The sequence below is a fragment of the Vibrio cholerae ATCC 14035 genome (assembly GCF_000621645.1).
Taxonomy (GTDB): domain Bacteria; phylum Pseudomonadota; class Gammaproteobacteria; order Enterobacterales; family Vibrionaceae; genus Vibrio; species Vibrio cholerae.
The window spans coordinates 208,611-234,655 of the sequence record NZ_JHXR01000001.1; the positions used below are offsets into that span (position 1 = coordinate 208,611).

22 protein-coding genes are annotated in these 26,045 nt (G+C 48.3%); 13 read left to right on the forward strand and 9 right to left on the reverse strand.

The features are described from left to right. Window positions 1-5: 5 nt before the first annotated feature. The gene (gene menC, locus T411_RS0101080) at window positions 6-1,004 is read left to right on the forward strand and encodes an o-succinylbenzoate synthase (RefSeq protein ID WP_001215226.1); all 999 of its coding nucleotides are present in this window, start codon (window positions 6-8) and stop codon (window positions 1,002-1,004) included. Continuing rightward, window positions 980-2,410, forward strand: a complete 1,431-nt coding sequence (gene menE / locus T411_RS0101085; RefSeq protein ID WP_001173525.1) for an o-succinylbenzoate--CoA ligase — start codon at window positions 980-982, stop codon at window positions 2,408-2,410. Before menC ends, menE begins: the two co-directional genes overlap by 25 nt. A gap of 28 nt (window positions 2,411-2,438) precedes the next feature. On the opposite strand, the gene T411_RS0101090 is transcribed toward menE, so the two are convergent. Beyond that, window positions 2,439-3,599: a benzoate/H(+) symporter BenE family transporter gene (locus T411_RS0101090; RefSeq protein WP_000675679.1), complete on the reverse strand. Its 1,161-nt coding sequence runs from the start codon at window positions 3,597-3,599 to the stop codon at window positions 2,439-2,441. A gap of 90 nt (window positions 3,600-3,689) precedes the next feature. Here T411_RS0101090 and T411_RS0101095 point away from each other — a divergent pair, with 90 nt between their 5' ends. Continuing rightward, window positions 3,690-4,235, forward strand: a complete 546-nt coding sequence (locus tag T411_RS0101095) for a helix-turn-helix domain-containing protein (protein ID WP_000133005.1) — start codon at window positions 3,690-3,692, stop codon at window positions 4,233-4,235. 52 nt (window positions 4,236-4,287) lie between these two features. Here the strand turns inward: T411_RS0101095 and T411_RS0101100 are convergent, their stop codons facing one another. Further along, on the reverse strand, window positions 4,288-6,303 hold the full coding sequence (locus T411_RS0101100) for a methyl-accepting chemotaxis protein (RefSeq protein WP_001911210.1): 2,016 nt from the start codon (window positions 6,301-6,303) through the stop codon (window positions 4,288-4,290). Here T411_RS0101100 and T411_RS1000000120970 point away from each other — a divergent pair. Then, window positions 6,218-6,409, forward strand: coding sequence for a hypothetical protein (locus T411_RS1000000120970; protein WP_000231302.1), 192 nt, complete (start codon window positions 6,218-6,220; stop codon window positions 6,407-6,409). The two genes, T411_RS0101100 and T411_RS1000000120970, sit on opposite strands and share 86 nt — an antisense overlap. Window positions 6,410-6,517: 108 nt before the next feature. Here the strand turns inward: T411_RS1000000120970 and T411_RS0101110 are convergent, their stop codons facing one another. After that, window positions 6,518-8,389, reverse strand: coding sequence for an MFS transporter (locus tag T411_RS0101110; RefSeq protein ID WP_000013111.1), 1,872 nt, complete (start codon window positions 8,387-8,389; stop codon window positions 6,518-6,520). Window positions 8,390-8,401: 12 nt separating this feature from the next. After that, window positions 8,402-8,992, reverse strand: a complete 591-nt coding sequence (locus T411_RS0101115) for a TetR/AcrR family transcriptional regulator (RefSeq protein ID WP_000113995.1) — start codon at window positions 8,990-8,992, stop codon at window positions 8,402-8,404. A gap of 193 nt (window positions 8,993-9,185) precedes the next feature. Between T411_RS0101115 and T411_RS0101120 the strand changes: the two genes are divergently transcribed. Together T411_RS0101120 and T411_RS0101125 are read left to right on the forward strand one after the other, a co-directional pair. Then, window positions 9,186-10,061, forward strand: a complete 876-nt coding sequence (locus T411_RS0101120; protein ID WP_000825368.1) for a Tim44 domain-containing protein — start codon at window positions 9,186-9,188, stop codon at window positions 10,059-10,061. A 154-nt stretch (window positions 10,062-10,215) separates the two neighbouring features. After that, on the forward strand, window positions 10,216-10,539 hold the full coding sequence (locus T411_RS0101125; protein ID WP_000046692.1) for a DUF1244 domain-containing protein: 324 nt from the start codon (window positions 10,216-10,218) through the stop codon (window positions 10,537-10,539). A gap of 66 nt (window positions 10,540-10,605) precedes the next feature. Here the strand turns inward: T411_RS0101125 and T411_RS0101130 are convergent, their stop codons facing one another. From T411_RS0101130 to minC, 4 genes are all read right to left on the reverse strand, one after another. Beyond that, window positions 10,606-11,094, reverse strand: coding sequence for a copper resistance protein NlpE (locus T411_RS0101130; protein ID WP_000748182.1), 489 nt, complete (start codon window positions 11,092-11,094; stop codon window positions 10,606-10,608). Between the two features lie 291 nt (window positions 11,095-11,385). Continuing rightward, on the reverse strand, window positions 11,386-11,649 hold the full coding sequence (gene minE / locus T411_RS0101135; RefSeq protein ID WP_000054416.1) for a cell division topological specificity factor MinE: 264 nt from the start codon (window positions 11,647-11,649) through the stop codon (window positions 11,386-11,388). Between the two features lie 4 nt (window positions 11,650-11,653). After that, window positions 11,654-12,466 (reverse strand): septum site-determining protein MinD, encoded by an 813-nt coding sequence (gene minD / locus T411_RS0101140; RefSeq protein ID WP_000086775.1) that lies wholly within the window; start codon window positions 12,464-12,466, stop codon window positions 11,654-11,656. 20 nt (window positions 12,467-12,486) lie between these two features. Beyond that, window positions 12,487-13,149 (reverse strand): septum site-determining protein MinC, encoded by a 663-nt coding sequence (gene minC, locus T411_RS0101145; RefSeq protein WP_000042146.1) that lies wholly within the window; start codon window positions 13,147-13,149, stop codon window positions 12,487-12,489. Between the two features lie 199 nt (window positions 13,150-13,348). Here minC and T411_RS0101150 point away from each other — a divergent pair, with 199 nt between their 5' ends. From T411_RS0101150 to T411_RS0101185, 7 genes are all read left to right on the forward strand, one after another. Next, window positions 13,349-13,627: a YcgL domain-containing protein gene (locus T411_RS0101150; RefSeq protein WP_000882651.1), complete on the forward strand. Its 279-nt coding sequence runs from the start codon at window positions 13,349-13,351 to the stop codon at window positions 13,625-13,627. Window positions 13,628-13,651: 24 nt separating this feature from the next. Next, entirely contained in the window at window positions 13,652-14,623 is a 972-nt protein-coding gene (locus T411_RS0101155) for a lytic murein transglycosylase (protein WP_000735487.1), read from the forward strand. Between the two features lie 163 nt (window positions 14,624-14,786). Next, window positions 14,787-15,734 (forward strand): LysR family transcriptional regulator, encoded by a 948-nt coding sequence (locus tag T411_RS0101160; protein WP_000457165.1) that lies wholly within the window; start codon window positions 14,787-14,789, stop codon window positions 15,732-15,734. A 342-nt stretch (window positions 15,735-16,076) separates the two neighbouring features. Then, on the forward strand, window positions 16,077-17,282 hold the full coding sequence (locus tag T411_RS0101170) for a NupC/NupG family nucleoside CNT transporter (RefSeq protein WP_000096607.1): 1,206 nt from the start codon (window positions 16,077-16,079) through the stop codon (window positions 17,280-17,282). Window positions 17,283-17,545: 263 nt separating this feature from the next. Beyond that, on the forward strand, window positions 17,546-20,086 hold the full coding sequence (locus T411_RS0101175; RefSeq protein WP_000833027.1) for an Ig-like domain-containing protein: 2,541 nt from the start codon (window positions 17,546-17,548) through the stop codon (window positions 20,084-20,086). Between the two features lie 266 nt (window positions 20,087-20,352). Then, window positions 20,353-21,447, forward strand: a complete 1,095-nt coding sequence (locus T411_RS0101180; protein WP_000023440.1) for a NapC/NirT family cytochrome c — start codon at window positions 20,353-20,355, stop codon at window positions 21,445-21,447. Between the two features lie 22 nt (window positions 21,448-21,469). Further along, window positions 21,470-23,917 carry a molybdopterin guanine dinucleotide-containing S/N-oxide reductase gene (locus T411_RS0101185; protein ID WP_000161719.1) on the forward strand — a complete coding sequence of 816 codons (2,448 nt, stop codon included), beginning with the start codon at window positions 21,470-21,472 and terminating at the stop codon, window positions 23,915-23,917. An 89-nt stretch (window positions 23,918-24,006) separates the two neighbouring features. On the opposite strand, the gene T411_RS0101190 is transcribed toward T411_RS0101185, so the two are convergent. Beyond that, window positions 24,007-25,833, reverse strand: coding sequence for an L-tyrosine/L-tryptophan isonitrile synthase family protein (locus tag T411_RS0101190; protein ID WP_000883067.1), 1,827 nt, complete (start codon window positions 25,831-25,833; stop codon window positions 24,007-24,009). Window positions 25,834-26,045 lie beyond the last annotated feature (212 nt).

Genomic DNA, 26,045 nt, shown 5'->3' on the forward strand with positions numbered 1-26,045 from the left:
TCAGCATGCGTCATGCAACCCTCTATCGCTACCAACTGCCGATGGATAGCGGTGTCATCCTTCGCAATGAGAAACTGACTCAGCGTGAAGGCTTTATTGTCGAACTGACCGAAAACGGCCGTACTGCACGCGGCGAGATTGCTCCACTGCCCGGCTTTAGCCGCGAAACGCTGGAAGAAGCGGGCGTACAAGCACAAGCGCTGCTTGAGCTTTGGGTCAATAGTCAGGTTATCGATTGGGATGCACAGCATCCTTCGGTGGCTTTTGGTATTTCGATGGCGCACTACGAGCTAGAACAAGCGTTGCCCGCGCAAGGCAACTACTATGTTGCGCCGCTGTGTACGGGCGATCCTGATGAGCTGCTGCCGGTGTTGAACAACTTACCGGGGCAGAAAGTCGCTAAAGTTAAAGTTGGACTGTATGAACCGATCCGTGATGGCATGCTCGTCAATCTGTTCTTGGAATCGATGCCGGATTTAACGCTGCGTTTGGATGCCAACCGCGCGTGGACTCCTGCCAAAGCGCTCAAGTTTGCTCAATACGTCGCGCCGTCTTTACGCAGCCGTATCGCCTTTCTGGAAGAGCCGTGCCAGTCGCCAAGCGAAAGCATCGCATTTTCGATTGATACAGGGATTGCGATTGCGTGGGACGAAACCTTACAAGAAGCGGTTCGCGATGCGGATTTTGCTTTAGAGAATCTGTTAGGTGTCAAAACCATTGTCATCAAACCAACCCTAATTGGCTCGGTGTATCGTGTAGAGGCTTTGATCGAGAAAGCCAAAGCACTTGGGCTACAAGCTGTGATCAGCTCTAGCTTAGAGTCGAGCTTGGGCTTGAACCAGTTAGCACGTTTAGCGCATAAACTGCTGCCTAATGAAGTACCGGGACTGGATACGATGGGATTATTCCGAACTCAGCTCGAAACGCCTTGGCCAAATAGCTCACTGCCTGTGGTTGCCCTGCAAGAGCAGTCAATCGTATGGCGCTCGGAATCTTCCCTGTGAGCCTTTGGCAGCCTTGGCTTGAGCGTGACCCCAAGCAGGTTGCGCTGAGTCATGCTGGGCAAACCCTGACTTGGCAAGTATTAGATAGCCAAGTAGCGCACTACGCTAAAGCGCTGCGTGAGCAAGGGGTTCGGTCGGGGGAAGTGGTGACGCTGGTCGGGAAAAATCATCTGCACACTGTGCTGTGGTTTTTGGCTTGTACTCAAGTGGGCGCGCTGTGCACCTTTGTCGCACCACAACCTTTAGCTCTTTTGCAGGAAAAGCTCGCCACACTCTATGCCGAGCAAAGCCCGAAGCACCTTTGGCTAGCGCCTTCTTGCGCGCTGAGTGAAGAAGAGATTGCGGAGCTTAATGCTCATCGCCTGAGTTTGCCCGATGAGCGGGATGAATCCGTTGGTGGCGAGAAAGTCTCTAGCCAGTTTTCTTGTGAACAACTGGCGACGTTAATTTTCACCTCGGGTTCGACGGGGACACCTAAAGCGGTGACTCACACTCATCAGCAACATTTGGCTTCGGCGCGCGGTTTACTGAACAAGTTTGCTTTTACCGAGTCAGACAGTTGGTTACTGAGCTTGCCGCTGTATCATATTTCTGGTGTGGCCATTCTTTATCGTTGGCTTGCTGTCGGAGCGACACTCAAGATCGGCACTGGCGATCTGCAAAACGATATTGCTGGCGTCACTCATGCTTCATTGGTGCCTACTCAGCTTAAACGTCTGTTGGACAGCAGCTCTCCATTGACGCTCAAACGTGTTCTGCTCGGCGGCAGCCATATCCCTGTTGAACTCGCTCAAATGGCGGCAACGCGTGGTATTGATACTTGGCTCGGCTATGGCATGACCGAAGCCGCCTCCACCGTGACGGCAAAGCGGGTCGATGGACTTGCAGGTAATGGTGAGCTTTTGGATCATCGTGAGCTGCGCCTTGTTGATGGGCGGATTTTCATTGCTGGGAAGACGTTGGCACAAGGCTATTATTGGCAAGGGCAGCTAGTTCCGCTCACTAATGAGCAGGGTTGGTTTGACAGCAAAGATCTCGGTCGCTGGCAGGGCAATAACCTGTTGATTGATGGCCGAGCGGATAATCTTTTTATCTCTGGCGGTGAAAATGTTCACTGTGAAGAAATAGAAGCGGTGTTAAACCAGCACCCTCATGTGCAAGTGGCGATCGTAATACCCGTTCAAGATAGTGAGTTTGGTGCGCGACCCGTCGCCGTGATTCGTAGTGAGGCCGAGTGGTGTCAAGCCATCGGTGATACTTGGTGCCAAGCTAAACTCGAAAAATTCAAATGGCCTATCATGTACTTTTTACTCCCCGATGCTTTGCTGGATGGGGGAATTAAAGTCTCTCGTGCGGCGGTGAAAGCGTGGTTGGCCGCCAACCAAACGCAGTTCACTCCGCTATAAGATTAAACCTATCCGCTGCTGGTTGAGTTTATGGTCGCGGGCGAGTCGTCAACCGTAAGTACGCCAATCCGATCACAAGGCCAATCAGCGTCGCGCTCATTCCAAACAAGGTTGCACCAGAAAGCGTGATCACAAAAGTGAGTAGCGCAGGCTCGCGGTACTCATCGATTTTAAACGCGCTCTGCAAACACATCATCAATGTACCGAGCAGCGCTAAACCAGCGAGCATGGCTGAAATAGGTTTGGGTAGCGCGAGGAAGAGATTGACGACAAGGGCCGCAAAAATCCCTGCCAATAAATAAAATCCTCCAGCCCAAAGTACCGCACGGTAGCGTTGTGCTTTGTCTTGATCGACATCCTCATTCATACAGATGGCGGCAGAAATGGCGGCTAAGTTGACGCTAAAGCCGCCAAAAGGCGCGCTCATCAGGGTTGCCAATCCCGTGCCCACCAAAATCGGTTTGATTGGTGCGTCATACTGATAGCTTTTGAGCATCGCAATCCCCGGTAAATTTTGTGAAAGCATAGTGATGAGGTAGAGCGGCAGGGCAAGGTTAAGCATGGCGAGCCAATCAAACTCCGGCGTCACCCAGATTGGCGTGGCGATCCGCAGCGCCAGATCCGCATGCTGAAAGCTTCCCAAGGCGAGAGCACTGCCAAGACTGACCAGCAAGAGCACCAACATGGTGTATCGAGGAACAAGGTGCTTAGCCAGTAAGTAGCTAGTAAATAAAAGCGCAAAGAGTGCGGGAGTATCGGTCAGCGGGGTGAAGGCTTTGGCACAAAAGGGCAGCAAAATAGCACCAAGCATAGCCGTACCTAGAGGAACTGGGATTTTACTCAGTGCTCGTGTCAAAGGTGCGAGCATGCCCGTCAAAGTAAACAGTGCGCCAGAGAACATAAACGCGCCAATCACCACGGGTAATGAATATTGTCCCGCCGATGCCGCCAGCATGACTGCCGCAGGTGTTGACCACGCCGTGACAATTGGCGTTTTGTAAAACCAAGAGTAGAGGATTGACGTTAGCCCCATCACCACGCCTAGAGTCAGCAACCAACTTTCGATTTGAGTTGGATTGGCACCTGAGGCTGTGGCGGCTTGGATCACGATCACCACCGAACTGGTGTATCCCACCAAAACCGTGGTAAATCCCGCAGAGAGGTGACTAAGATTGAAGAATCCTTTCATCATGATTTCCTTTTCAGGTAAAGTCGTGCGTAATAGCGCACGTTCCGAGTATAGCTCTGTGCGTTATAGCGCACAATAAGGGGTTTTCGCATGACTGACGTGATGTTTAAGTCACAAATTGCTAATCAATTAAAAAATCTGCGCAAAAGCAGAGGGTTGAGTTTGGATGCCACTGCTCAACTTACTGGGGTATCTAAAGCCATGTTAGGTCAAATTGAACGTGGTGAATCCAGTCCCACCATTGCGACACTTTGGAAAATTGCTAGCGGCCTTGAGGCTTCATTTTCCGCTTTCTTTGCCAATGATCCGCAACTTTTGTCGAGTGAGCGTTCTTTCCCTGACGATCTCAACATGAAAATCCACACCTTATTTCCTTATGCCGCAGATACAGGATTGGAAATATTTGAAATTACACTGCTCGATCACCATCAGCAGATGTCATCACCTCATGCTTTAGGGGTCATTGAATACATTCATGTTTTGGAAGGGATTATGAAGGTGTTCTTTGATGAACAGTGGCATGAGTTGCAACAGGGAGAGCATATTCGTTTTTTTAGCGACCAACCTCACGGGTATGCGGCGGTGACAGAAAAAGCAGTGTTTCAAAATATTGTTGCGTACCCAAGGCGCGGCTAACAGGTGCAGTGGGCGGTTTTGGCATAGGTAAGTCACCCACTGCCAGAGGATACTAAATTTTGAATTTACTCATCTTTAGCGCCAAATCTTCTTGTTTTAGCTTGAGTGCTGAAATGGTGTGCTCACTCTGTTGGATTTTTTCTTGGGCACTTTGGCAAAGTGCTTGTAAGTGAGAAAGGCTAGAAGCAATACTGGTCACCGATTGCTCTTGATGAGTAATCGCCTCAGAGGTCTGCTGGTTCATCTGCGTTAGTCGAGAGATTTCAATCGCGACTTGATGTAAGGACTCTTCAGCCTGTGATGTGATCTCTGTGGTTTGAGTACCTTTTAACATGCTGTTGTTAATAACTCTTACCGATTCATCGGCGCTGCTACGCAATTGAGTAATGCTCTGCTGGATGGTGTTGGTACTGCCTTGTGTTCGTGTAGCAAGTGAACGCACTTCATCGGCAACCACCGCAAAGCCTCGCCCTTGTTCTCCCGCACGAGCGGCTTCAATCGCTGCATTAAGTGCGAGCAAATTAGTTTGTTCTGCAATGCCATTAATGTCGGCTAAAACTGGCTCGATACTTGTGACATGATTTTTTAAGGAGTTGATGGTTTCAGTTCCTTGTGTCACCTCTGCAACCAGTTCATTGACCGATTGAGCGGCTTGTCGAACGTTGCTGAGTGTACTTTGCGCGTTTTTATCTATGTTAAGTACCGATTGGCTTATCTCTCGCGCGCCACTGATCACTTGCGAAGAAATGGCGGTCATCGCCGTGGTCGCGTTCGAAATAGTATTCACTTCGAATGTCTGTTTATTGACGGCTTCTGCGGTCACTTTAAACGTGGCAGACAGGTCTACCGCCGCGGTCTTAGCGAGATTGGTAGATTGAGTGATGTCAGCAATAAGATTCTGTATTTTTTCGATAAATTTATCGAATGATTTGCCCAATTCTCCAAACTCATCTTGGGTGGTGATGTTCACTCGCAGGGTTAAGTCACCATTACCTTCAGAGATATCGGTTACTCTCTCCTGCAAACGTTGTATAGGCGATAGAATTTGGTTCACAAGGATCCAACCTAACAACAGTAATACAAGCAAAGCGATAATGATCAATACCTTAAATGAAGATATCGCCCATGCTTGTCCATCTAAAATAAGCACGGCTTGCTGCTCTACTTTACTGTCTGCGAGTTCTTCTAATTCGGCAATGAAATCCAGTAATGCCAGTGATGTTACTGTGTACTCTTGGTAGATTTGACGATAGTTCCGATAGCTTTCAATGACCGCCATCATCGCCTGTTCATGCTGCGAGTTTAATTGGGAGAATACTTCTTCATAACTTGCATTTTTCCATTCCTCTCCTGCCGATATAGTAAATCGGCCAGTCGAGAACATTTCGCTGTTGGCTTGTTTTTGAAATCCAATCGCTTGTTCAATGGCTTTAATTTGAGTGGCATCATCTTGACCATCCAGCAAACGTTGTGTGTAGTAGAGCTTCCATAGCAAGCCTATATTGGATTCCATACCGCCATCTGCGGCTTGCCAGCGTTCCATAACATCACTTTGCCAAGTGATGTTCCGATTAGGTTCTCGTTCTAATTCCTCAACGGCACTATCACCTAATGTCTCTAGTTTTTCACCAAAATCGACAAGGACTTGCGTTGCTTTATCGTAGGATTTTTTGGTCTCGATATAGTTCTTGTAGCTAGTAATCAGTGCGTTTCTTGATTGTTGATACTGTGAGTTGAATTGAGAAAATTGTTGTGTCTGAGCCGCACTTAATAGACCCGCTTCGATCATGCGGGAAGAGGACGTATCGACATCTGTAATGGCAGTATTGAGTATTTGTTCAACCCGTTGGCTATCTTCGCCTAGGATGAGCCTATTGACGGCAAGCATCTGAGCTTCAATCTGTATGGTGGTTTCCATCGCCCCATCTGCCGTATCCCAAGCGGGGCCAACAATGTAGCTCAACCCCGAGGAGCTTGAGTACATGGTTTTTATTGTCCAAATGCCTAAAGCAGTAACTAAAATACCTACGACGCTGAATGTGACTAATATTTTTGTTTTTACTCTCATGAAAGAGTCCTCTAACCCATCATATTTACCGGATGACACTGTTGGTGCTAAACGAAAGGCTGAAAAAGTCGGTAATGTGACTTTGAGTCTAGAACAGTTTTGGTGATGTTATTGGTTAATTGGGAGGATAAATAATGGGGTTATGAGGAGAAGTTGCAGCGCGATTGACTGCAACTTCAAAACATCATGAATAATAGAGGAAGAAGGTGTGGGATTAACGCCAATCGCCACGCAATTGTGCCACTTTTTCGTGCATCACCGCCGAGTTGGCTTGCTCCGGGGCAACTGGCATTCCCGCTTCAATCTCTAACTGTGAGCGAAAACGGCGTGGCACACCTTGGCAAGCTCGGCCTTTGTAACGGCTGAAATAACTGCCCCATAACCCTTTGAGTGCCAGAGGAACCACAGGAACAGGGCTGCGGTGTAGGATTAAATCTAAGCCACGCATAAACGGATTCATTTCACCATCGGCGGTAAGTCGACCTTCTGGGAAAATGCACACCAAATTCCCTTCGTTGAGTGAGTGTTCAATATCCGCAAATGCGCGGCGAAGAGAGGCTCGGTTGTTGGCAGAAATCGGGATCACCCCAGCGCGTTTCAAGAAACGTTTCAGCAGTGGCAGGTTGGCGTACTCTTCTTCCATCACAAAGTGAATTAAGCGCGGACAAACCGCACTGAGCAATAGGGCATCCATATAACTGACATGGTTACACACCAGCAGTGCGCCACCTTGCTCTGGAATATGGTGCAAGTTTTTATGGCGCACTCGGTACAGCGTATGAGTGAGGATCCACACCAGAAAGCGAACGGCAAAAATCGGCACTTGTAGGAAAATATACAAAGCCACCAAGACGTTAAGCACAGCCAGTAGTGCAAATAACTGCGGAATACTCATCTCCAATACACTGAGGCACACAATGCCAAGTGCGGCACTGCCGACCATAAACAGCGAATTGTAGATATTGAGAGCCGCGATCACTTGCGCACGTTCAGTGACTTTAGCGCGTTGCTGCAACATGGCGTAAAGCGGAACGATGAATACGCCACCAAACACGCCAATCAATAATAAATAAGCAAATAGTGGCCATAGCGCGGAGTAAGTAACAAAATCCGCAAAAGTACTGAAAATGGGGAGATCGGCGGGAATGCTGGTCGCCATCAGATACCCGAAGAAGCTGATCCCCACACTGCCCAAGGGCACAATGCCGACCTCAATCCGGTGTCCGGAAAGCTTGTCACACGCCAGTGAGCCGACGGCAATGCCGACGGAAAATAGCGCCAGTAAGAAAGAGACCGCGGCTTCATTACCGTTGAGGTGCAGTTTAGTGAAGTTAGGAAACTGAGTAAGGTACCCCGCGCCGAGAAACCAGAACCAACTGATCGCCATAATGGACTGGAAAATGGCGCGATCACGTTTGGCTATGCGGAGCGTCTGCTTGGTTTGCGTAATTGGCTGCCAACGAAATTCGAGATGAGGAGCACTCGCAGGTGCGAGTGGGATAGCGCGGCTAGAGAGATAACCAAGCACGGCGAAAATCACTACCGCAGCCGCGGCGAAGTAGTGCGCGTTATCAGCGGAAGCAATCAGTCCAGCCCCTAAGGTGCCTAATAAGATCGCCAGAAAAGTACCGGTTTCTACTAAGGCATTACCGGGGACGAGCTCTTCCGATTTCAGTTGTTGTGGTAGCAATGCGTATTTCACTGGGCCAAAAAAGGCCGATTGTGTACCCATCAAGAACAATAAAAACAGTGAGATTCCGTAGCTTTGAGTGATAAAACCTATCGCACCACACAGCATGATGGCGATTTCAAGCAATTTAACCCAACGAATATACCGAGACTTTTCTAGCTTATCCGCTAAGACTCCCGCGGTCGCAGAGAAGAGGAAAAAAGGCAGAATAAACAGCCCAGCAGCGAGATTGATGAATAAATTGCTTGAGATAGGTAACGCTTGAGGGCCTGCAAACGCAACAAAGAGTAACAAGACATTTTTAAAAATGTTGTCGTTAAAGGCACCAAGAAACTGAGTGATGAAATAGGGTAAAAAGCGGCGCTCAGTTAAGAGAGCCGTAGTTGGGTTTGCCATCTTGTTCATCCATTACCAGTTAGCCAGATAGTGATTCAGCAGATTATTAATCAAAGCATTACCATCAATCGGTTCATTGGCAAAAAATTTATCATCGACACTCAAGATAGTGATGCCATGCACGCCAGACCACAATACGCGGCTCGCCTGCAACACTTCTTGCTCTGAACGCAAAGGCGCAATCACTTTCAGCAGATCTTCTAACATGCTGGTCATGTTATTAATGCGTTGAGCTTGCCACTCGGGCAGCATCTCCCCATTCATATTGTGTTCAAAAATTAACTGCCAGCGATAAGGATTTCTTTTCGCAAAATCATGGTAGCAATAAGCCAGTTGATAGAGTGCATCTTTCGGATAAGTGGTGGATTTCACAGCTTGCTGGGCTTCTTGCGCCAATTCATCAAGGGTTTGCGCCACTACATGCAATAGCAACAAATTGTAATTGCCAAACACGTTGACTAAGGTGCTGGGCACGTAGCCAATCATAGTGGCGACTTTACGTAAGCTCAGCTCATGATAGGAGTGAGTATCGAGGAACTGTTTGACTCTATCTAAGGTGAGAGCCACCAGCTCTTCTCGGGTATGATCGTTTCGTCTAGCCATGATCTGGATTCAATAATGAACAACGTTCGATAGTCTAAACATCCCCTATAGGAGCGTCAACGAATCGATTTGCAATATTCTGATACATGTCGATAAATGCAAAACGTTTCCATTGCGAGATGAACTGGCTATAGTGACTTTGAGAAGATAGATCGGCTGCAAAGCCCCATAACATCGAACCCTAAGGAAGTGTATGAAACGTTTGTTTTCGCTTATCGCGTTAATCATGGTTTCGGTTGCGGTAACTCCGATTGCTGAGGCCAAAAAATTCGGAGGTGGTAAGTCGTTTGGTAATAACAGTTACAAAACGGCTCCGGCACCTAAACAGCAACAACAAAAAAATGACACCGTGAAAAATGATGCGGCGAATCCAGCCAGCTCTGCGAAGAAAGGCTTAATGGGCGGTTTGCTCGGCGGTCTACTGGCAGGTGGTCTGCTTGCTGCCTTCTTTGGCGGTGCATTTGAAGGTATCCAATTTATGGATATCCTGATCATGGGTCTGATTGCGTTTGTGATCTTCAAGCTGATGCGTGCTTTTCTGGCATCGAAGCAAGGCAGCATAAACCAATCTCAGCAGCAACCGGCCTACAGCGGCATGAACCGTACGCCGTTTGAGCAACCTAATGTACACAACTTTGAACAGCCACAATCTATGGGTGGTGGTTTTGGTAGTGCCGCTCAGAGCGATGTACCCCACAATTACCCAGCCGGTTTTGACCGCGTGGCGTTTGTGAATGGTGCACGTGAACACTATCGCATCTTGCAAGGGGCGTGGAACCATAACCAACTCGAAACGATTCGTGAGTATGTCTCTCCAAGCTTGTTTGAAGATCTTAAAGCCGAGCGTGCGAATTACGAAGGCGATCAACATACGGACGTCATGTACGTGGATGCAGAGATTGTTCGTGCAGACTACGATGCAAACCGCGCTCAGCTCAGCTTGCAGTTCAGCGGTCGTTATCGTGACGCTGTCGAAGGTATTGAAGAAAACATCGAGGACGTATGGCACTTAGAACGTGATCTGACAGTCCCCAATGCTCCTTGGTTGATTGTTGGTATCCAAGGTTAAAAAACAGACCAACGCCCAATTTAGTCATTGTATTCAACACCCAGCGAAAGCTGGGTGTTTTTTATCACGAAAATCCGAAGCCTGCCTCAACTGCAATCTGCCGATTTTTGGGTATATACTGGTCGCCTTCAATATGGCACAAAAGGAAAGTGACGTGGCGCAATTCAAACATCAACAACTCAGCCAAGCCGAGCAAGATAAACTCGATGCCGCAGTGTTTCGTCAACTGCTACAACATCTTGATCAACATAAAGAAGTTCAGAACATCGACCTGATGATTTTGGCGGATTTTTGCCGCAACTGCTTGTGTAAATGGTACGCTGCTGAAGCGGAAAAACAGGGGTTGGATTTGAATATTGATGATGCGCGTGAGCGCGTTTACGGTATGACTTACGATGAGTGGAAGGCAAACCACCAGCCGCCTGCGACGCCAGAGCAACTCGCCGCCTTTGAAGCGAAAACGAAAAGCAAAGCTTAAATGTAGGCAATAAAAAACGCGCCCAATGGATGGCGCGTTTTTCGTAAACCGTATAAGCGGCTCGGTTTATTGCTTGCTTAGCACGTAAAACTCAGCCAGCTCACCTTCGATAACCTTACCTTCCATATCCAGATGGGACAGCGTGTTTTCACCCACCATGAATTGTCTGCCAGTTTGGTCGCCTGTTTGCAGTGTTACGATGTTGCCAGCTTCATTCCAAACGAAAGTACCTTGAGAGGCAAAAGGTTCACCTTCTTTATCGAGGTATTTTTCTGTTAGCGCGTAGGTGCCATCCGCGTTCAGCGTCAGCTCTGTTTCAATGCCACCGCAATCAGCACAAGGCAGAGTGCCTTGATAGATGCCAGCCCAATCTAGGCTGTTTTGAGCATTGTGCGCTGCATCAACGCTTGCTGTTGATGGTTGAGCCGCAGATTGCTCAGCAGGTGCTGCCGCAACATCAACGACTTTTTCTACTTCCACTTTTGCGTCTTGTTGGTTGTCGCAACCGACAAGAATGAGAGTCAGCGCGCTCAGGGCAAAAATACTTTTTTTCATCATAGATCCTTGGTTAAGAAAGGTTGACCATCACAAACACGACTAATATGAACTCATGCCGTTAAGTCCTAGTCAAACGCGCGTCATTTTAGCGACAAGTTGTGTGTGATCTAGCTCAATAAAAGCGATATTTCCCAACAGATAATAAATAGTCATTTGCTTGTGGAGAAGGATACCCCTTTCCTACTTGCCGCCTACAGACGACAACGCCAAATCGTTTGGAGAGAGCCTGTTGAGCAGAGACCAGAGGGAGATAATAAAAGACCCTCATCGATGAGGGTCTTGAAGCGGTTATTTTTCGTCATCCGGCAGTTTGACGTTGAGCTCAAGCACCGAGATATCATCGCCTTTATGCTCAAAAGAGAGTTCGACCATGGATGGGTCAATCGCGACGTATTTGGCAATCACTTTCAGAATGTCTTCTTTGAGTTGTGGCAAATAGCTGGGTGCAGGATCGTTTTGGCTACGACGCTCAGCCACAATGATCTGCAGACGCTCTTTGGCAACGCTCGCGGAAGTCTTCTTCTGTGGGCGGAAAAATTCCAGCAATGACATAGCGTTAACCTCCGAATAAGCGTTTGAAAATACCTTTCTTCGCTTCAGTCAGGAAACGAAACTCAACTTGTTCACCAAGTAGACGTGCCACCGTATCTTGATAAGCTTGGCCTGCATCGGATTGATCGTCAAAAATTACTGGAACCCCTTTGTTCGAGGCGTTCAATACGGCTTGGCTTTCTGGAATCACACCGAGCAGCGGCACATGTAGGATTTCTTCGACGTCTTGCACACTGAGCATTTCACCTTGAGTGACGCGTGCAGGGTTGTAGCGAGTGAGCAGCAGATGCTGTTTGATCGGCGCTTGGCCTTGTTCCGCCCGCATCGATTTAGAATCGAGAATGCCTAGAATACGGTCAGAGTCGCGCACTGACGATACTTCAGGGTTGGTGGTGACAATCGCTTCGTCGGCGTAGTACAACGCCATCAGCGCGCCTTGCTCAATCCCAGCTGGTGAGTCACAAATGATGAAGTCAAAACCCATCTCTTTGAGATCATTGAGCACGCGCTGTACACCATCTTTGGTTAGCGCATCTTTATCACGAGTTTGAGAGGCAGGCAGGATGAACAGGTTTTCGTTGCGTTTGTCTTTAATCAAGGCTTGGTTGAGCGTTGCTTCACCGTTGATGACATTGACAAAATCGTACACCACGCGGCGCTCACAGCCCATGATTAAATCGAGATTACGCAGACCGATATCAAAATCGATCACAGCGGTTTTTTTGCCTCGCAGCGCGAGACCTGAAGCAATTGCAGCACTGGAGGTGGTTTTGCCAACCCCGCCTTTTCCTGACGTGACGACAATAATGCGCGACATGTTATTTTTTCCTTTCAATCTTAAATCGTGAGCGTTTCGAGATAGAGCGATTCGTCAGTCATACTGAGCATCACCCTCTGTTGCCAGAACTGACTTTCAATTTGATCACTTAACCAATAGCGGCCAGCGATGGAAATCAATTCCGCTTGCAAATCATGACAAATAATTCGTGCTTCTCGTTGACCACTCGCTCCGGCAATCGCACGGCCACGTAACGTGCCATAAATATGGATTGAACCATCGGCGATCACTTCAGCCCCCGCACTGACGTGACTTAAGATCACCAGATCGCCGTCTTTGGCATAAATCTGTTGACCCGAACGTACTGGGGTACGAATCACTTTGGTCGGAGCCATTTGCGCTGGGGCTTGGGCTGGGGAGTTTGTGGCGGTCATTACTGCAAAACCGGCTTCGACGGCAAGGTTTTGGCTACGTTTGTCTTTACATCCTGTGACACCGACGGGGATTAAACCCGCTTGGCTGATCCCTTGTTTTAACGCAGGATAATCAATATCGCCCTCGACTTTCGCCACATTGATCACCACTGGCGCATTGGCAAAAAAGGCCGGGGCTTGCGCGATCTTTTCTTGAAGAAATTGAACAGTATGCGCAATTTGGTTGTCAGAAAGGTGTAATACCGACAAAGTAAAACTACTACCTTTCAGGTCAGGGTTTTTCGACATGGTAACGTTGACCTCAATAAACTCTATGCCTTACGGAGAGAGCATTGGCTGAGAACAGGGCTGTCATGTTATATTCAGCGCCAAAGCACAGCAAGTTCTCTTGCGGTGAAATAAGTGATTTGGCATCAATTTTGATCAAAGTTAACTGAATTAAGACAAAATGCCCTAAGTGGTCAATAATCGAAATAAAAGGCTTGTCATGCTTTGCTCTATTTACAAAAGTCCTAAAAAAGAAGGCACTTATCTCTATATTCCGAAACGGGACGATTTTTCACAGGTCCCTGACACCTTAAAACAGATGTTTGGTAAACCTATTTTTGTCATGCTGGTCAATCTTGAGCAGCGTCAGTTGGCGCAAGTGAATGTGGAGAAGGTGAAACAATCCATGCAGGAACAAGGTTTCTTTTTGCAGTTACCGCCGCCACCAGAAAATTTGCTGGAACAACATAAGGAGCGCAAAGCGCGCCAAACTCCCTGATGAAGATGGCTCAAGGAGGGCATCTTGAAAAAATTATTATCGATAGTACTGGGCCTAGCGTTATCGGCACCCGTACTCGCCAATGAAGTCAGTTTTGAACAATATGTCGAAAGGCTAAAGCAGCAAGCGCGTGAAGAAGGTATTTCCGAACGTATCCTCAACGAAGCGTTTCGTGATGTGGAATACAAGCCTCGTTCCGTCGTTGCGGATAAAAATCAGCCAGAGAAAAAGTTGACGCTGGATGAATACATCCCGCGCGCTGTACCAGAGTGGAAAGTAAAGCAAGCGCAATCTCTGTATGAAAAACACTACACTGAGCTGCAACGCATTGGTAAGCAGTATGGAGTACAACCGAGATTTATTGTTGCCTTGTGGGGGGTTGAAAGTAATTTCGGTGCGTTCACGGGTAACTTTCGGGTGATTGATGCGTTATCGACGCTGGCCTATGAAGGCCGCCGTGAAGAGTTTTTCCGCAAAGAAACCATGGCCGCCTTGCAGATCCTCGAACAAGGTCACATTGCCCCTGAAGCCATGAAAGGCTCTTGGGCGGGCGCGATGGGGCAGTGTCAATTTATGCCAAGCTCGTTTTTGAATTTTGCCGCTGATGGCAACGGTGATGGCAAAAAAGACATTTGGGGAACACGTTCAGACGTATTTGCTTCTACGGCTAACTATCTCAGCCAATCAGGCTGGGATGATAAGTACACTTGGGGACGCCAAGTGAAAATCCCCAAAGGGTTTGACCATGCTCTAGAAGGACGTCAGCCTGAAAAAGGCAAAACGTTACAAGAGTGGAGTAAGCTTGGGGTCACTCGTTATGATGGTAAACCGCTGCCAGCGCTTTCTGATGATATTAAAGCGTGGCTCATCATGCCTGATGATGAAGCAGGGCGAATTTATCTTGTGTATAACAACTACAATGTATTGATGAAGTGGAATCGCTCTCATTACTTTGCGTTGGCGGTCAGCCATCTGGCGGATCGGATTGCGTTCTAACCTGTTGGATTGGCGCAACGGATTGGCAATTAGCGAACAGAGGGCTCTCATTGAGCCCTCTGTTTTTTCTGTTTGTGAGCAACGGGTTTTTAGGCATTTCGGTAATCGGGATGTGTTGATGAAGAAGGCTGTGATGGGGAGAGTTTGCTGATGGAGATGCGATTTGTTTGCTGAACGCGCGAGCCAAATGGCTTTATTTGCGGTGTTAATCCAACATCAAAGTTTTACTGCTGCTGCGCACGCGCTAGGCGTGTCGGTGTCTCATGTCAGTAAACAGCTCGCCGCGTTAGAGGCCTCGCTGGGCGTTAAACTGGTGCAGCGCACCACGCGCAGCTTTACTCTGACGGATGCTGGGAATCTGTTTTATGCCCAGTGCCGTGAACTTTTAACGATTGTGACCAATGCACAAAGTGAAATGGAAGATCAGCGTGATGAAGTGGTAGGGCTGATTAGACTTGGTTTATCGCAATCTTTTGGCACCTTGCATGTGTTGCCTGCTTTGGAGCAGCTTCGCCAACAATATCCTGAGTTGAACGTCGAAGTGCATCTGTTTGATCATAAAGTCGATATGCTCAAGGAAGGGTTGGATTTATGGATCACCAGTAACGAGCAGCTACCAGAGGGTTATGTGGCGCAGCGCATTGCCGATTGCCGTTTTGTGGTGGCCGCATCGCCAGACTACCTGCTGCGTTATGGATCACCCACAGAACCTATGGCCTTAATGGAGCATAACTGCTTGATTTATCGAAGCTGGGAGCGCGATTACACCCGTTGGTCATTCAGCCGAGATGGACACAATCAAACCATTAAAGTGGCCGGAAACTACTCGGTCGATCTGGCGGAGGCGGTACGCGATGCTGCCGTGGCAGGATGGGGAATCGCTTATTTGGCGACCTATTTGCTGCGAGATGAATTTCGCACAGGGCAGCTTATTCAGCTGCTGCCGGAGTGGTCCGCCAATCAACAGATGCCGTTTTATGCGGTGTATCCCAGTCGTCAACATATGCCGAAAAAAACATCGGCGGTGATTGAATTTATCAAACAGCGGCTCGGTACGCCTTGTTACTGGGATACTCGTTTACAACCTTATGTTCGTTTTGCAGCAGAATAGCTTCTGGCGACTTAACGCCGTAGCCGTGTGGATCATGTTTGCTCTCCTTAATGACGCCGCCTTTCGATACTCGGTGAGATTAGCTCACTGGCTTGCTAGTGCAACAGGAGATCGCTGGGGGTATATTCCATGAGGATTATTGCTGTTTTTAAAAAGATATTTTCCCAATGGAAAAGATAACTCAAAAGCAAACGTTTAGGTTTAATAAAATCAGCAAGTTATGAAAAGACGTATTTTGATTACCGGTTTGGTAATGAGTGATTAACAAACTCACCTTGCGCATACGATTTCCTTCACTAAAATCGCCGCCTTTCCTGTTCTACTCACAATTTGGGCGGCGTTATGTCATCACTCCTCGGTATGGGCGCAATTTTGCTGGTTGCGTGGCTATTTTCTACCAATAGAAAAAATATCAACTTGCGTACAGTTTCTTTAGCGTTACTGCTGCAAATCTTCTTCGCCTTACTGGTGCTGTATGTACCTGCGGGTAAAGAGGCACTCAATCGTGTGACGGGCGCGGTGTCACAACTGATCAACTATGGGCAAGATGGTATCGGTTTTGTGTTTGGTGGCCTCGCCAATGGCAGCGTAGGTTTTGTGTTTGCGATTAATGTCCTTGGCATCATCATTTTCTTCTCTGCACTGATTTCTGGCCTTTACCATTTAGGCATCATGCCGAAAGTGATTAACCTCATCGGTGGTGGTTTACAGAAATTGCTTGGCACAGGCCGTGCAGAATCCCTTTCTGCTACCGCAAACATTTTCGTGGGTATGATTGAAGCGCCGCTGGTGGTGAAACCTTATCTTCATAAAATGACCGATTCGCAATTCTTTGCAGTGATGACGGGCGGCTTAGCGTCGGTTGCTGGCGGTACTTTGGTTGGTTATGCCTCTTTAGGTGTGGAATTGAACTATCTGATCGCGGCGGCTTTCATGTCTGCCCCTGCGGGTCTTTTGATGGCAAAAATCATGTTGCCAGAAACCGAACACGTCGATGCCGCGATTGCGCAAGATGAGTTGGATCTGCCGAAATCCACTAACGTCGTCGAAGCGATTGCGGATGGCGCGATGTCGGGTGTGAAAATTGCTGTTGCGGTAGGGGCGACTTTGCTCGCTTTCGTGAGTGTGATTGCTCTGTTAAACGGCTTGCTCGGTTGGTTTGGTGGCTGGTTTGGCATCGAGCTAAGCTTTGAACTGATCATGGGGTATGTTTTCGCTCCGGTAGCTTGGCTGATTGGTATTCCATGGCATGAGGCGATCACGGCAGGCTCGCTGATTGGTAACAAAGTGGTGGTGAACGAGTTTGTCGCTTTCATTCAACTGATTGAAGTGAAAGAGCAATTGAGTGCGCATTCACAAGCGATCGTGACTTTCGCGCTGTGCGGTTTTGCGAATATTTCTACCATGGCGATTTTGATTGGTGGTTTGGGTAGCCTTGTACCTGAACGTCGCTCTTTTATCTCCCAATACGGCTTCCGTGCGATTGGCGCAGGCGTATTAGCTAACCTAATGAGTGCATCGATCGCTGGAGTGATTTTGTCTTTGTGATCACAGATTGATGGATTGAGGCCAGCGAGTATGCTGGCCTTTTTTTGTTATTCCTAAATCACCGCTTTTAGTAGTGGTGATTGTTTTAAAGATCTCCTTTTTATTTCGTGAATCGCGCCGAAAAAGAATTGAAAGCGATGATTAACCGCAGAAGAAGCAGTGACACTGTGCCGAGAACGGTAAACTATTCCATTGATTAACATGCAAATCTTTCACTCTGGAGTATTAGTTATAAGCGACATCATCTAATACAGGAGAGAAACATGAAGCGCTATTGTTTAGCCGCCGTGATTACCGCCAGTTTGGGGGTAAGTTACTCAGCACAAGCCTATAACTGTGCCGGAGTGCCAGTGTGGGACAGCAGTACAGTGTATGTTGGCAGTGATAAAGTTCAAAAAACCAACACCGCTTACCAAGCGCGTTACTGGACTCAGGGTAACGATCCGGTAACCCATTCTGGTCAATGGGACGCATGGCAAATTCTTGGACAGTGTGACGGAGGGGCGAATAACCCACCTCAAGTGTCCATTCAATCACCACTCAATAACGCCAAGATCCCACAAGGCTCCGTCGTCGGATTACAAGCCAATGCCTCAGATAGTGATGGCAGCATTACTCAGGTGGAGTTTTTAGTCGGCACACAGCGTATCGCGATTGACCAACAAGCCCCATACCAAGTGGATTGGACGGCAACGCTAGGAGCCACTTCAGTGACCGCGATTGCGACCGATAACCAAGGTGCAACCACCAGCAGCACCGTAAATATCAGCGTAACGCCTACTGGTAACCCAGTTCCGCCAACTGTGACGTTGACTAGCCCAACGGGCAGTGAACAGCTAACCGTGGGCGATGTTCTAGCCGTGGCCGCAAATGCCACTGACAGTGATGGCACTGTCAACGCTGTTGAATTTTATGTTGATGGCCAACTTGTTGTGATCGATAGCTCTGAGCCTTATCAGTTTAATTGGAATGCCGCTGTCGGCAGCCATACCTTTAAAGCCAAAGCGATTGATAACGACAACCTGTCTACCCTGAGCCAAGAAGTGACTTTAACGGTCGGCAGTGGCTCGAATGCAGGTTGCGCGGGTTTACCTGTGTATTCGGTGGGAACCGCGTATTCGGCAGGGCAGTTGGTACAAAATAAGAACCAAAAATATCGCTGTGATATCGCCGGTTGGTGTTCTTCCAGCTCCGGTTGGGCGTATGAGCCAGGGGTTGGAAGTTATTGGAAAGAAGCATGGAGTGGTTTAGGCGCTTGTTCAACGCCACCTGTCGTGACATTAACCAACCCAACGGCGAACCAAGTGATTCTTGCTGGCTCAACCGTCAGTGTGGCGGCGCAAGCCAGTGATGCCGATGGCTCGGTCACGCAAGTGGAGTTTTTTGCGGGCAACAACAGCTTAGGCGTGGTGACTCAAGCACCTTACGCGGTTAACTGGCTAGCCACTACTACGGGAAATCAAACCCTGAAAGCAGTCGCAACCGACAACGACAGTAACACCAGTGAAAGCGCAGTCAGCGTGACGGTGAGCGATCAAGATCTGGTGGTTTCACTGACTTCACCGACATCCGGCCAAACCGTTGGTCTAGGTAAACCGGTCAATATTGCCGCCGATGCTACGTCACTAACCAATAATGTGGCGAAAGTGGAGTTTGTGGTCAACGGCGCGGTAGTTGCAACGGATACAACAGAGCCTTTTGCTTACAGTTGGACGCCAAGTGCGATTGGTAACTATACCGTTGCCGCGAAAGCGACTGACGCAGCAGGAACGAGCGTGACCTCTTCTGCTGCCGCAATCAGCGTGGTAGAGCAAGCGCAGAAGAAACATCGCTTGATTGGTTACTGGCATAACTTCGTCAATGGTGCGGGTTGCCCAATTCGTTTGGCGGATATGTCACAAGCGTGGGATGTGATTGATATTGCCTTTGCAGAAAACGATCGCAACAGTACCGGAACGGTACATTTCAACCTGTATGCCGGTGATATTTACAGCAGTTGTCCTGCGCTCGATCCTGCGCAATTCAAGCAAGATATGAAAGCACTGCAAGCGAAAGGTAAAGTATTTGTCCTTTCCTTAGGTGGCGCTGAAGGCACTATTACCCTTAACACTGATCAAGATGAAGCCAACTTCGTGAGCAGCCTGACTGCGTTGATCAAAGAATGGGGCTTTGATGGGTTGGATGTGGATCTCGAAAGTGGTTCAAACCTTGTTCATGGCTCACAAATTCAAGCGCGCTTAGGCCGAGCATTGAAGCAAATCGAGAAAAACATCGGTGGTGATATGTTCCTCACTATGGCGCCTGAACACCCTTATGTGCAAGGTGGTATGGTTGCCTACAGTGGAATTTGGGGCGCTTACATTCCGGTGATTAACGAAGTGCGCGATACGCTTGATATTCTGCATGTTCAGCTCTACAACAACGGTGGTTTACCTAACCCATACACACCGAGCGCGGCACCAGAAGGCTCTGTGGATATGATGGTCGCCCAATCAAAAATGTTGATTGAAGGCTTCACTTTAGCCAACGGGACACGCTTTGAACCATTGCGTGATGACCAAGTAGCCATTGGTTTGCCATCAGGTCCAAGTTCGGCAAATTCGGGTCAAGCTCCAACCCAAAATATCCTTGATGCGTTGGATTGTTTAACCAAAGGAACCCGCTGCGGCACCATCAAACCAGCCTTTGCCTACCCCAATTATGCAGGCGTGATGACCTGGTCAATCAACTGGGATAAGCACGACGGCTTTAATTTTTCCAAACCGGTTGGGGATAAACTTAGCCAGATGAATAATGCTCAGTAAATCCGTTCGTTGAGTTTCTTTTATCGCCAAATTCACCTCAGTTACGCTGGGGTGAATTTTTTATGGCACTTGTCTAGAGAGTTACCAATAAGTAAAGAGGTTGGTTGAAATCCGTGGAGGGTAAGTGAAGATAGTCCGCGATAGGTTTGACTCAACATCACATAAGCACGCTTTTCGTAGCACGTATATGATGCGGATCAATATCTCATACCCCAAAAGGGGTAGGATGATCGCATATTTATAAATGTAAAAGGATGTGTAAGCTTATGTCGATCAAAAAAAGGTATGTTGCACTGCTTGTTGCCATTGGGGTGGCAATTGGCTGGGTCACTTTAGGTGGCAGTGCTGCAGTGATGCATTACACCTCAAGCACCGAGTTTTGTCTCTCCTGCCATTCTATGGAGATCCCTTTTAAGGAGTATCAAGGCTCTGTTCACTTTTCCAATGCGAAAGGCATTCGCGCCGAATGTGCCGATTGCCATATTCCGAGCGATCCCATCGGTTATTTCGTCACTAAGGTACGAGCGACCAAAGACATCTACCACGAATTTGTAACAGGTAAGATTGATACGCCTGAGAAGTATGAGGCGCACCGACAAGAGTTAGCGGAGATGGTATGGCAGCAGATGCGCGGTAACGATTCGGCAACGTGTCGCTCTTGCCATGATTTTGATGCCATGGAGCCGTTTGAGCAGTCACACGAAGCGGTGAAAATGCATGAGTATGCCAAAGCCAATAACCAAACCTGTATTGATTGCCACAAAGGTGTCGCGCACTTCGCACCTGAAGCGGAGCTTGATAGCAAAGCCTTTGAAACCTTGATGGCCTTTACCGAAAAAACGGCCGCTGACGCGCAGCGAGTTTACCCCGTCACCACGATTGCGATGGGTGAATTGGGTACGATCAACCCGACGACTGCTCTGGATGTTGTGAGTACCAAGGGCACTGAACGTACCGTGCAAATCAACGCTTACCAAATGAAAGGCGCAGAACAAGTACTGTATATGGGTGAGGGGCAACGTGCGGTTGTCGCGACTTTAACTGAACAAGGCCAAAAAGCGCTGCAAGCACAAGACTACAAAACCGATGCTTACGGTAACCAATGGCGCGCGGTGAATTTAACCGCCACCATCACATCGCCTGTGGTGGATAGTTTAGAGCCGGTTTGGTCTTATGCCGAACAGCTTGATAACGTTTACTGTGCGACCTGCCATGCGAAAATTCCAGCCAGTCACTTTACCGTGAATGCTTGGGGGCCAGTGGCGAAAAGTATGGGAGAGCGGACGGATATTTCCGCTGAGAATCTGGAGATTCTCACCAAGTTCTTCCAGCACCATGCCAAAGATATGGTTAGCCACTGAGTATAAGTAGAGGGATAACGTTATGACTAAAATCACCCGCCGTGGATTTTTAAAAGGCACTGGTATGGCTGCCGGTGCAATGGCTTTCACTTCATTTTCACCACTCTCGATTGCCAGTGATAACGCACGTGGTAAAGGCGTGTTAACGGCTGGACGTATGGGGCCACTTCTCTGTGAAGTGCAAGATGGCAAAATGGTGGCGACCAAAAATGCGCTGGCGCAAACTGTACCGAACAGCTTGCAATCGACAGGCCCCGATCAGGTGTATACCCAAGCGCGGGTTAAATACCCTATGGTTCGTAAAGGCTTTTTAGCGAACCCTGCCGCACCGAAAGGAGTGCGTGGCAGTGATGAGTTTGTGCGCGTATCGTGGGATGACGCGTATCGCTTAATCCATGAGCAGCATATGCGCATTCGCAAAACCTATGGTCCAGCTTCGGTGTTTGCTGGCTCTTATGGTTGGCGCTCCAGTGGCGTGCTGCATAAAGCTCAAACTTTATTGCAACGCTATATGAGTATGGCGGGCGGCTATTCAGGCCACTTGGGAGATTACTCAACCGGCGCGGCGCAAATCATCATGCCGCACGTGGTTGGTTCGATTGAAGTGTATGAGCAGCAAACCACTTACCCCGTAGTGCTAGAGCACAGTGATGTGGTGGTTCTGTGGGGGTTAAACCCGATCAACACATTGAAAATTGCGTGGAGCTCGACCGACTGTGCAGGCCTTGAATTCTTCCATCAACTGAAAAAATCCGGCAAAACCATTATCGGCATTGACCCGATCCGCTCTGAAACCATCGAGTTTTTCGGTGAGCAAGCCCAATGGATTGCCCCACACCCAATGACAGATGTGGCGATGATGATGGGCATCGCGCACTCGCTGATCAAGCAAGGTAAGCACGATAAAGCCTTCTTGGACAAATACACCGTAGGCTACGATCGCTTTGAAGCGTATTTGCTGGGTAAAGAAGATGGCGTTGAAAAGTCCGCGCAATGGGCAGAAGGCATTTGTGGCGTACCAGCCAAGCAACTAGAAACGCTGGCTGAGATTTTCAGCAACCATCGCACTATGCTAATGGCAGGCTGGGGTATGCAGCGTCAACAATATGGTGAGCAGCGTCACTGGATGGTGGTCACCTTAGCCGCGATGTTGGGGCAAATTGGCTTGCCGGGCGGTGGTTTTGGTTTCTCCTACCATTACTCGAATGGCGGGAACCCAGCGCGTGACGCGGGAGTTCTGCCTGCCATTTCGGCAGCTATTGGTGGTGGCTCTTCGGCGGGGAATGATTGGGCGATTTCAGGGGCGACGCAAAGTTTCCCGGTCGCGCGTATTGTGGAAGCGTTGGAGAATCCGGGCGGGGCCTATCAACACAATGGTCACACGCTGACCTTCCCTGAAATCAAGATGATCTGGTGGGCGGGTGGTGCCAACTTTACCCACCATCAAGACACCAATCGTCTGATCAAAGCGTGGCAAAAGCCTGAGCTGATTGTAATTTCAGAGCCGTATTGGACAGCGGCGGCGAAGCATGCCGATATCGTACTGCCGATCACCACAACGTTTGAGCGTAATGACTTGACCATGACGGGTGACTACAGTAACCAACACTTGGTGCCGATGAAACAGGTGGTGGAGCCACAAGGCGAAGCGCGTAACGACTTTGATGTGTTTGCCGATATGGCGGAAATGATCCGTCCCGGAGGCCGTGATGTGTTTACCGAAGGCAAAACCGAGATGGAATGGTTGTACGGTTTCTACAAAACCGCGCAGAAGAGCGGCCGTGCAGCACGAGTGGCGATGCCGAATTTCAGTAAGTTCTGGGAAGATAACCAGCTGATTGAAATGAAGTGGAACGCGAAAAATGCTCAGTTTGTGCGTTACGCCGATTTTCGCGCGGATCCGATCCTCAATCCATTAGGTACACCGAGCGGCAAGATTGAGATTTACTCTAAAACTCTGGCGGGCTTTAATTTGCCTGATTGTCCAGCCCATCCAACCTGGTTGGCTCCTGATGAATTTACAGGTAATGCGAAGCAGGGCGAGTTGCAATTAATGACGGCGCACGCGGCGCACCGTTTGCACAGTCAATTCAACTACGCTCAATTGCGGGAAGAGTATGCGATTGCTAACCGTGAGCCGATCTGGATCCACCCAGAAGATGCGGCATCACGCGGCATTCAAACGGGCGATTTGGTTCGTGCCTATAACCAGCGTGGCCAAGTACTGGTCGGCGCTTTGGTGACGGATCGCATCAAACAAGGCTCAGTCTGTATTCACGAAGGCGGCTGGCCAGATCTTGATCCGCAAACCGGCTTATGTAAAAACGGTGGTGCGAATGTGCTGACTTCAGACATTCCGACTTCACGTTTGGCGAATGGCTGTGCGGCGAACTCTTCTCTGGTGCGTATTGAAAAGTACACAGGGCCAGCGTTGGAACTGACGGCGTTTATGCCACCGAAAAATGGCTAATCGCGAGTGATAAGAAAACACTAATAGAAAGCCGAGGCGAGTGCCTCGGCTTTTTGCGTTCTTAACCGACTTGCTGCTTTGGCTGAAGCCTAAGCCGAGGTGAGTTCAGCTTGTTCAACAATACGATTGTGCGGCTGCCAAGGTGAGTTGATTGAGTCTGGTTGTAGATGAATAGACCAGTATTCGTTATGCATCGAACTCGTATGGCTCGCTTGCAAGGTGGTTAAATTATTCACCAACAGCAAATCGCCAGTTTGTAGCCTGTACTCAAAGCAAACTCTTGGGTCATGACATAACGTGTTGAGGCGTTGATAGACCCGCGACTGCTCGGTTAATTCGCTGACCCCTTCTAAATGAGTGAGGTAGCCCTGCGCATGCTGAAAATCTTGCCAACGCAGCACATCTTGGCGTGATGTCGAACAGTAACGGACGAGGGGGTGTAAAGTATTCCCGCCATGTTCAGGTGAAAAGTTGCTGTAGTGCATGATGGTGTTACGCAGCTGTTCGCGCTCTTGACCGTTGATGGTCAGGACGGCGAGTGCAGCGTCAACCACGGTCCAAGTATTCGAGTCTGGTGATGCAACGCTGTAAACGGCGTACTCATGGGGGGTGTAATCTTCATATTGATAGCGATGTGGGTGTACGGCCATATAAGCGGGTGGGCAGGAGAGCTCCCAATGTAAAGGTTGCTCACCAGCACTGCCTTTGAAGGCTTGTACGCTAACCTCATAAGCCCAAGTGACAGCAGAACGGTGATTGAGGTACCAAGTTTGTAGCTGTTCAGCGTCAGCCAGTGGTGCAAAACCGCGCAGCAAAACCGAGCCAAATTCTTTGACCAGTTGGCTGAGCTCTTTGGGAAGTAGCATATCCAGTGAAGCGCGATTGGCTGGGCACTCTAAATACAACCCCGATTTTTCATGTTGTAATTCTGCCCGTATTTGGCGCAGCGCATGGGCGTGCACTTCATCGGCTGCGCTCAATTGCAGGTAACACCAAGGCTTACCATCATGAGTGACAGGCAAGATCACCCCAGAACGTTTTAAGTGATTTTCTTTACTATCAATAATGAATTCGCCGCGGCTGGCATCAAACAGCAAAGTACTGTGCCAAGGCGTTTTGAATTGGCGTTCATGGAACAGAAACAGCGAGTATTTCTTACCTATCATCGGATGTTCATGAATGCTTAATCGAATGCAATCGGCAAATTTTTGCTGCAAGAAGTTATCCAGCGCTTTGCCTTGCACCATCATCCCCTTAGCGATATCCGCAAGGCGACGTCGGCGATCTTTGTATGAGAGAGGAGCAAGAACGAATTTCTGATCCTGATTCATGAATTTTTTCAAACCCAGATAGGTTTGATTCATCTTATTATTTTTTAATTTAAGTTCAGTGAAATTCTCTGCATAGTCAGGATCACCAAACTTCTCACGTAATCCATCAAAATATTCCGTGTCTTTCAGATCGGAAAATTCATCAAAATGTTCGAAATTGACAATTTTTAACGCATCGCTGCAATTCATGTTTGCTACCATTTTACGCAGATTGTCTGAGTAATCATAATGGTGGTCTAAGTCGACAGAGATATAATCAGAGAATGTATGATAGTCAGAAAAGATATAAAACGTCACACCCGGTTCATAAACGGATTCAATGTCACGGATGCATTGAACAAACTTTCTTAAAACGACATATTCACCGAGATCGGGTGTATGGCTAAGTACTTTATCTAAGTTATTTGTTTTACAGGGGAAAGCGGGGAGGAGTAATTTAATTTTCTCTTGGCTATTTACAAATCTACGAATTTGACTTTTTAAGTGAGCAAGCCCGTTGTAACTGGCATTGCATTGTGCAATTAGTTGATTTAGAAGAATAAATGAGATCTTCTCCACATAGGTTTCTTGTTGAGCATCGAGCATAAATTTTCCTCATTCGTTGGATTGGTTGAATGCAATTCAACATATTCAATACGGTCGTTTTCTTGTTGAGTAATTTGTGCACAAATGAGAATGACATCTTGGCTCATTATTGAACCATTCATCAGTAATTGGATAACGTATCTACTCATCTCCCCGTACATCTACTCTAGGTGAATTAATTCCGCACATAGGAATTGGAATTAATGCCACAA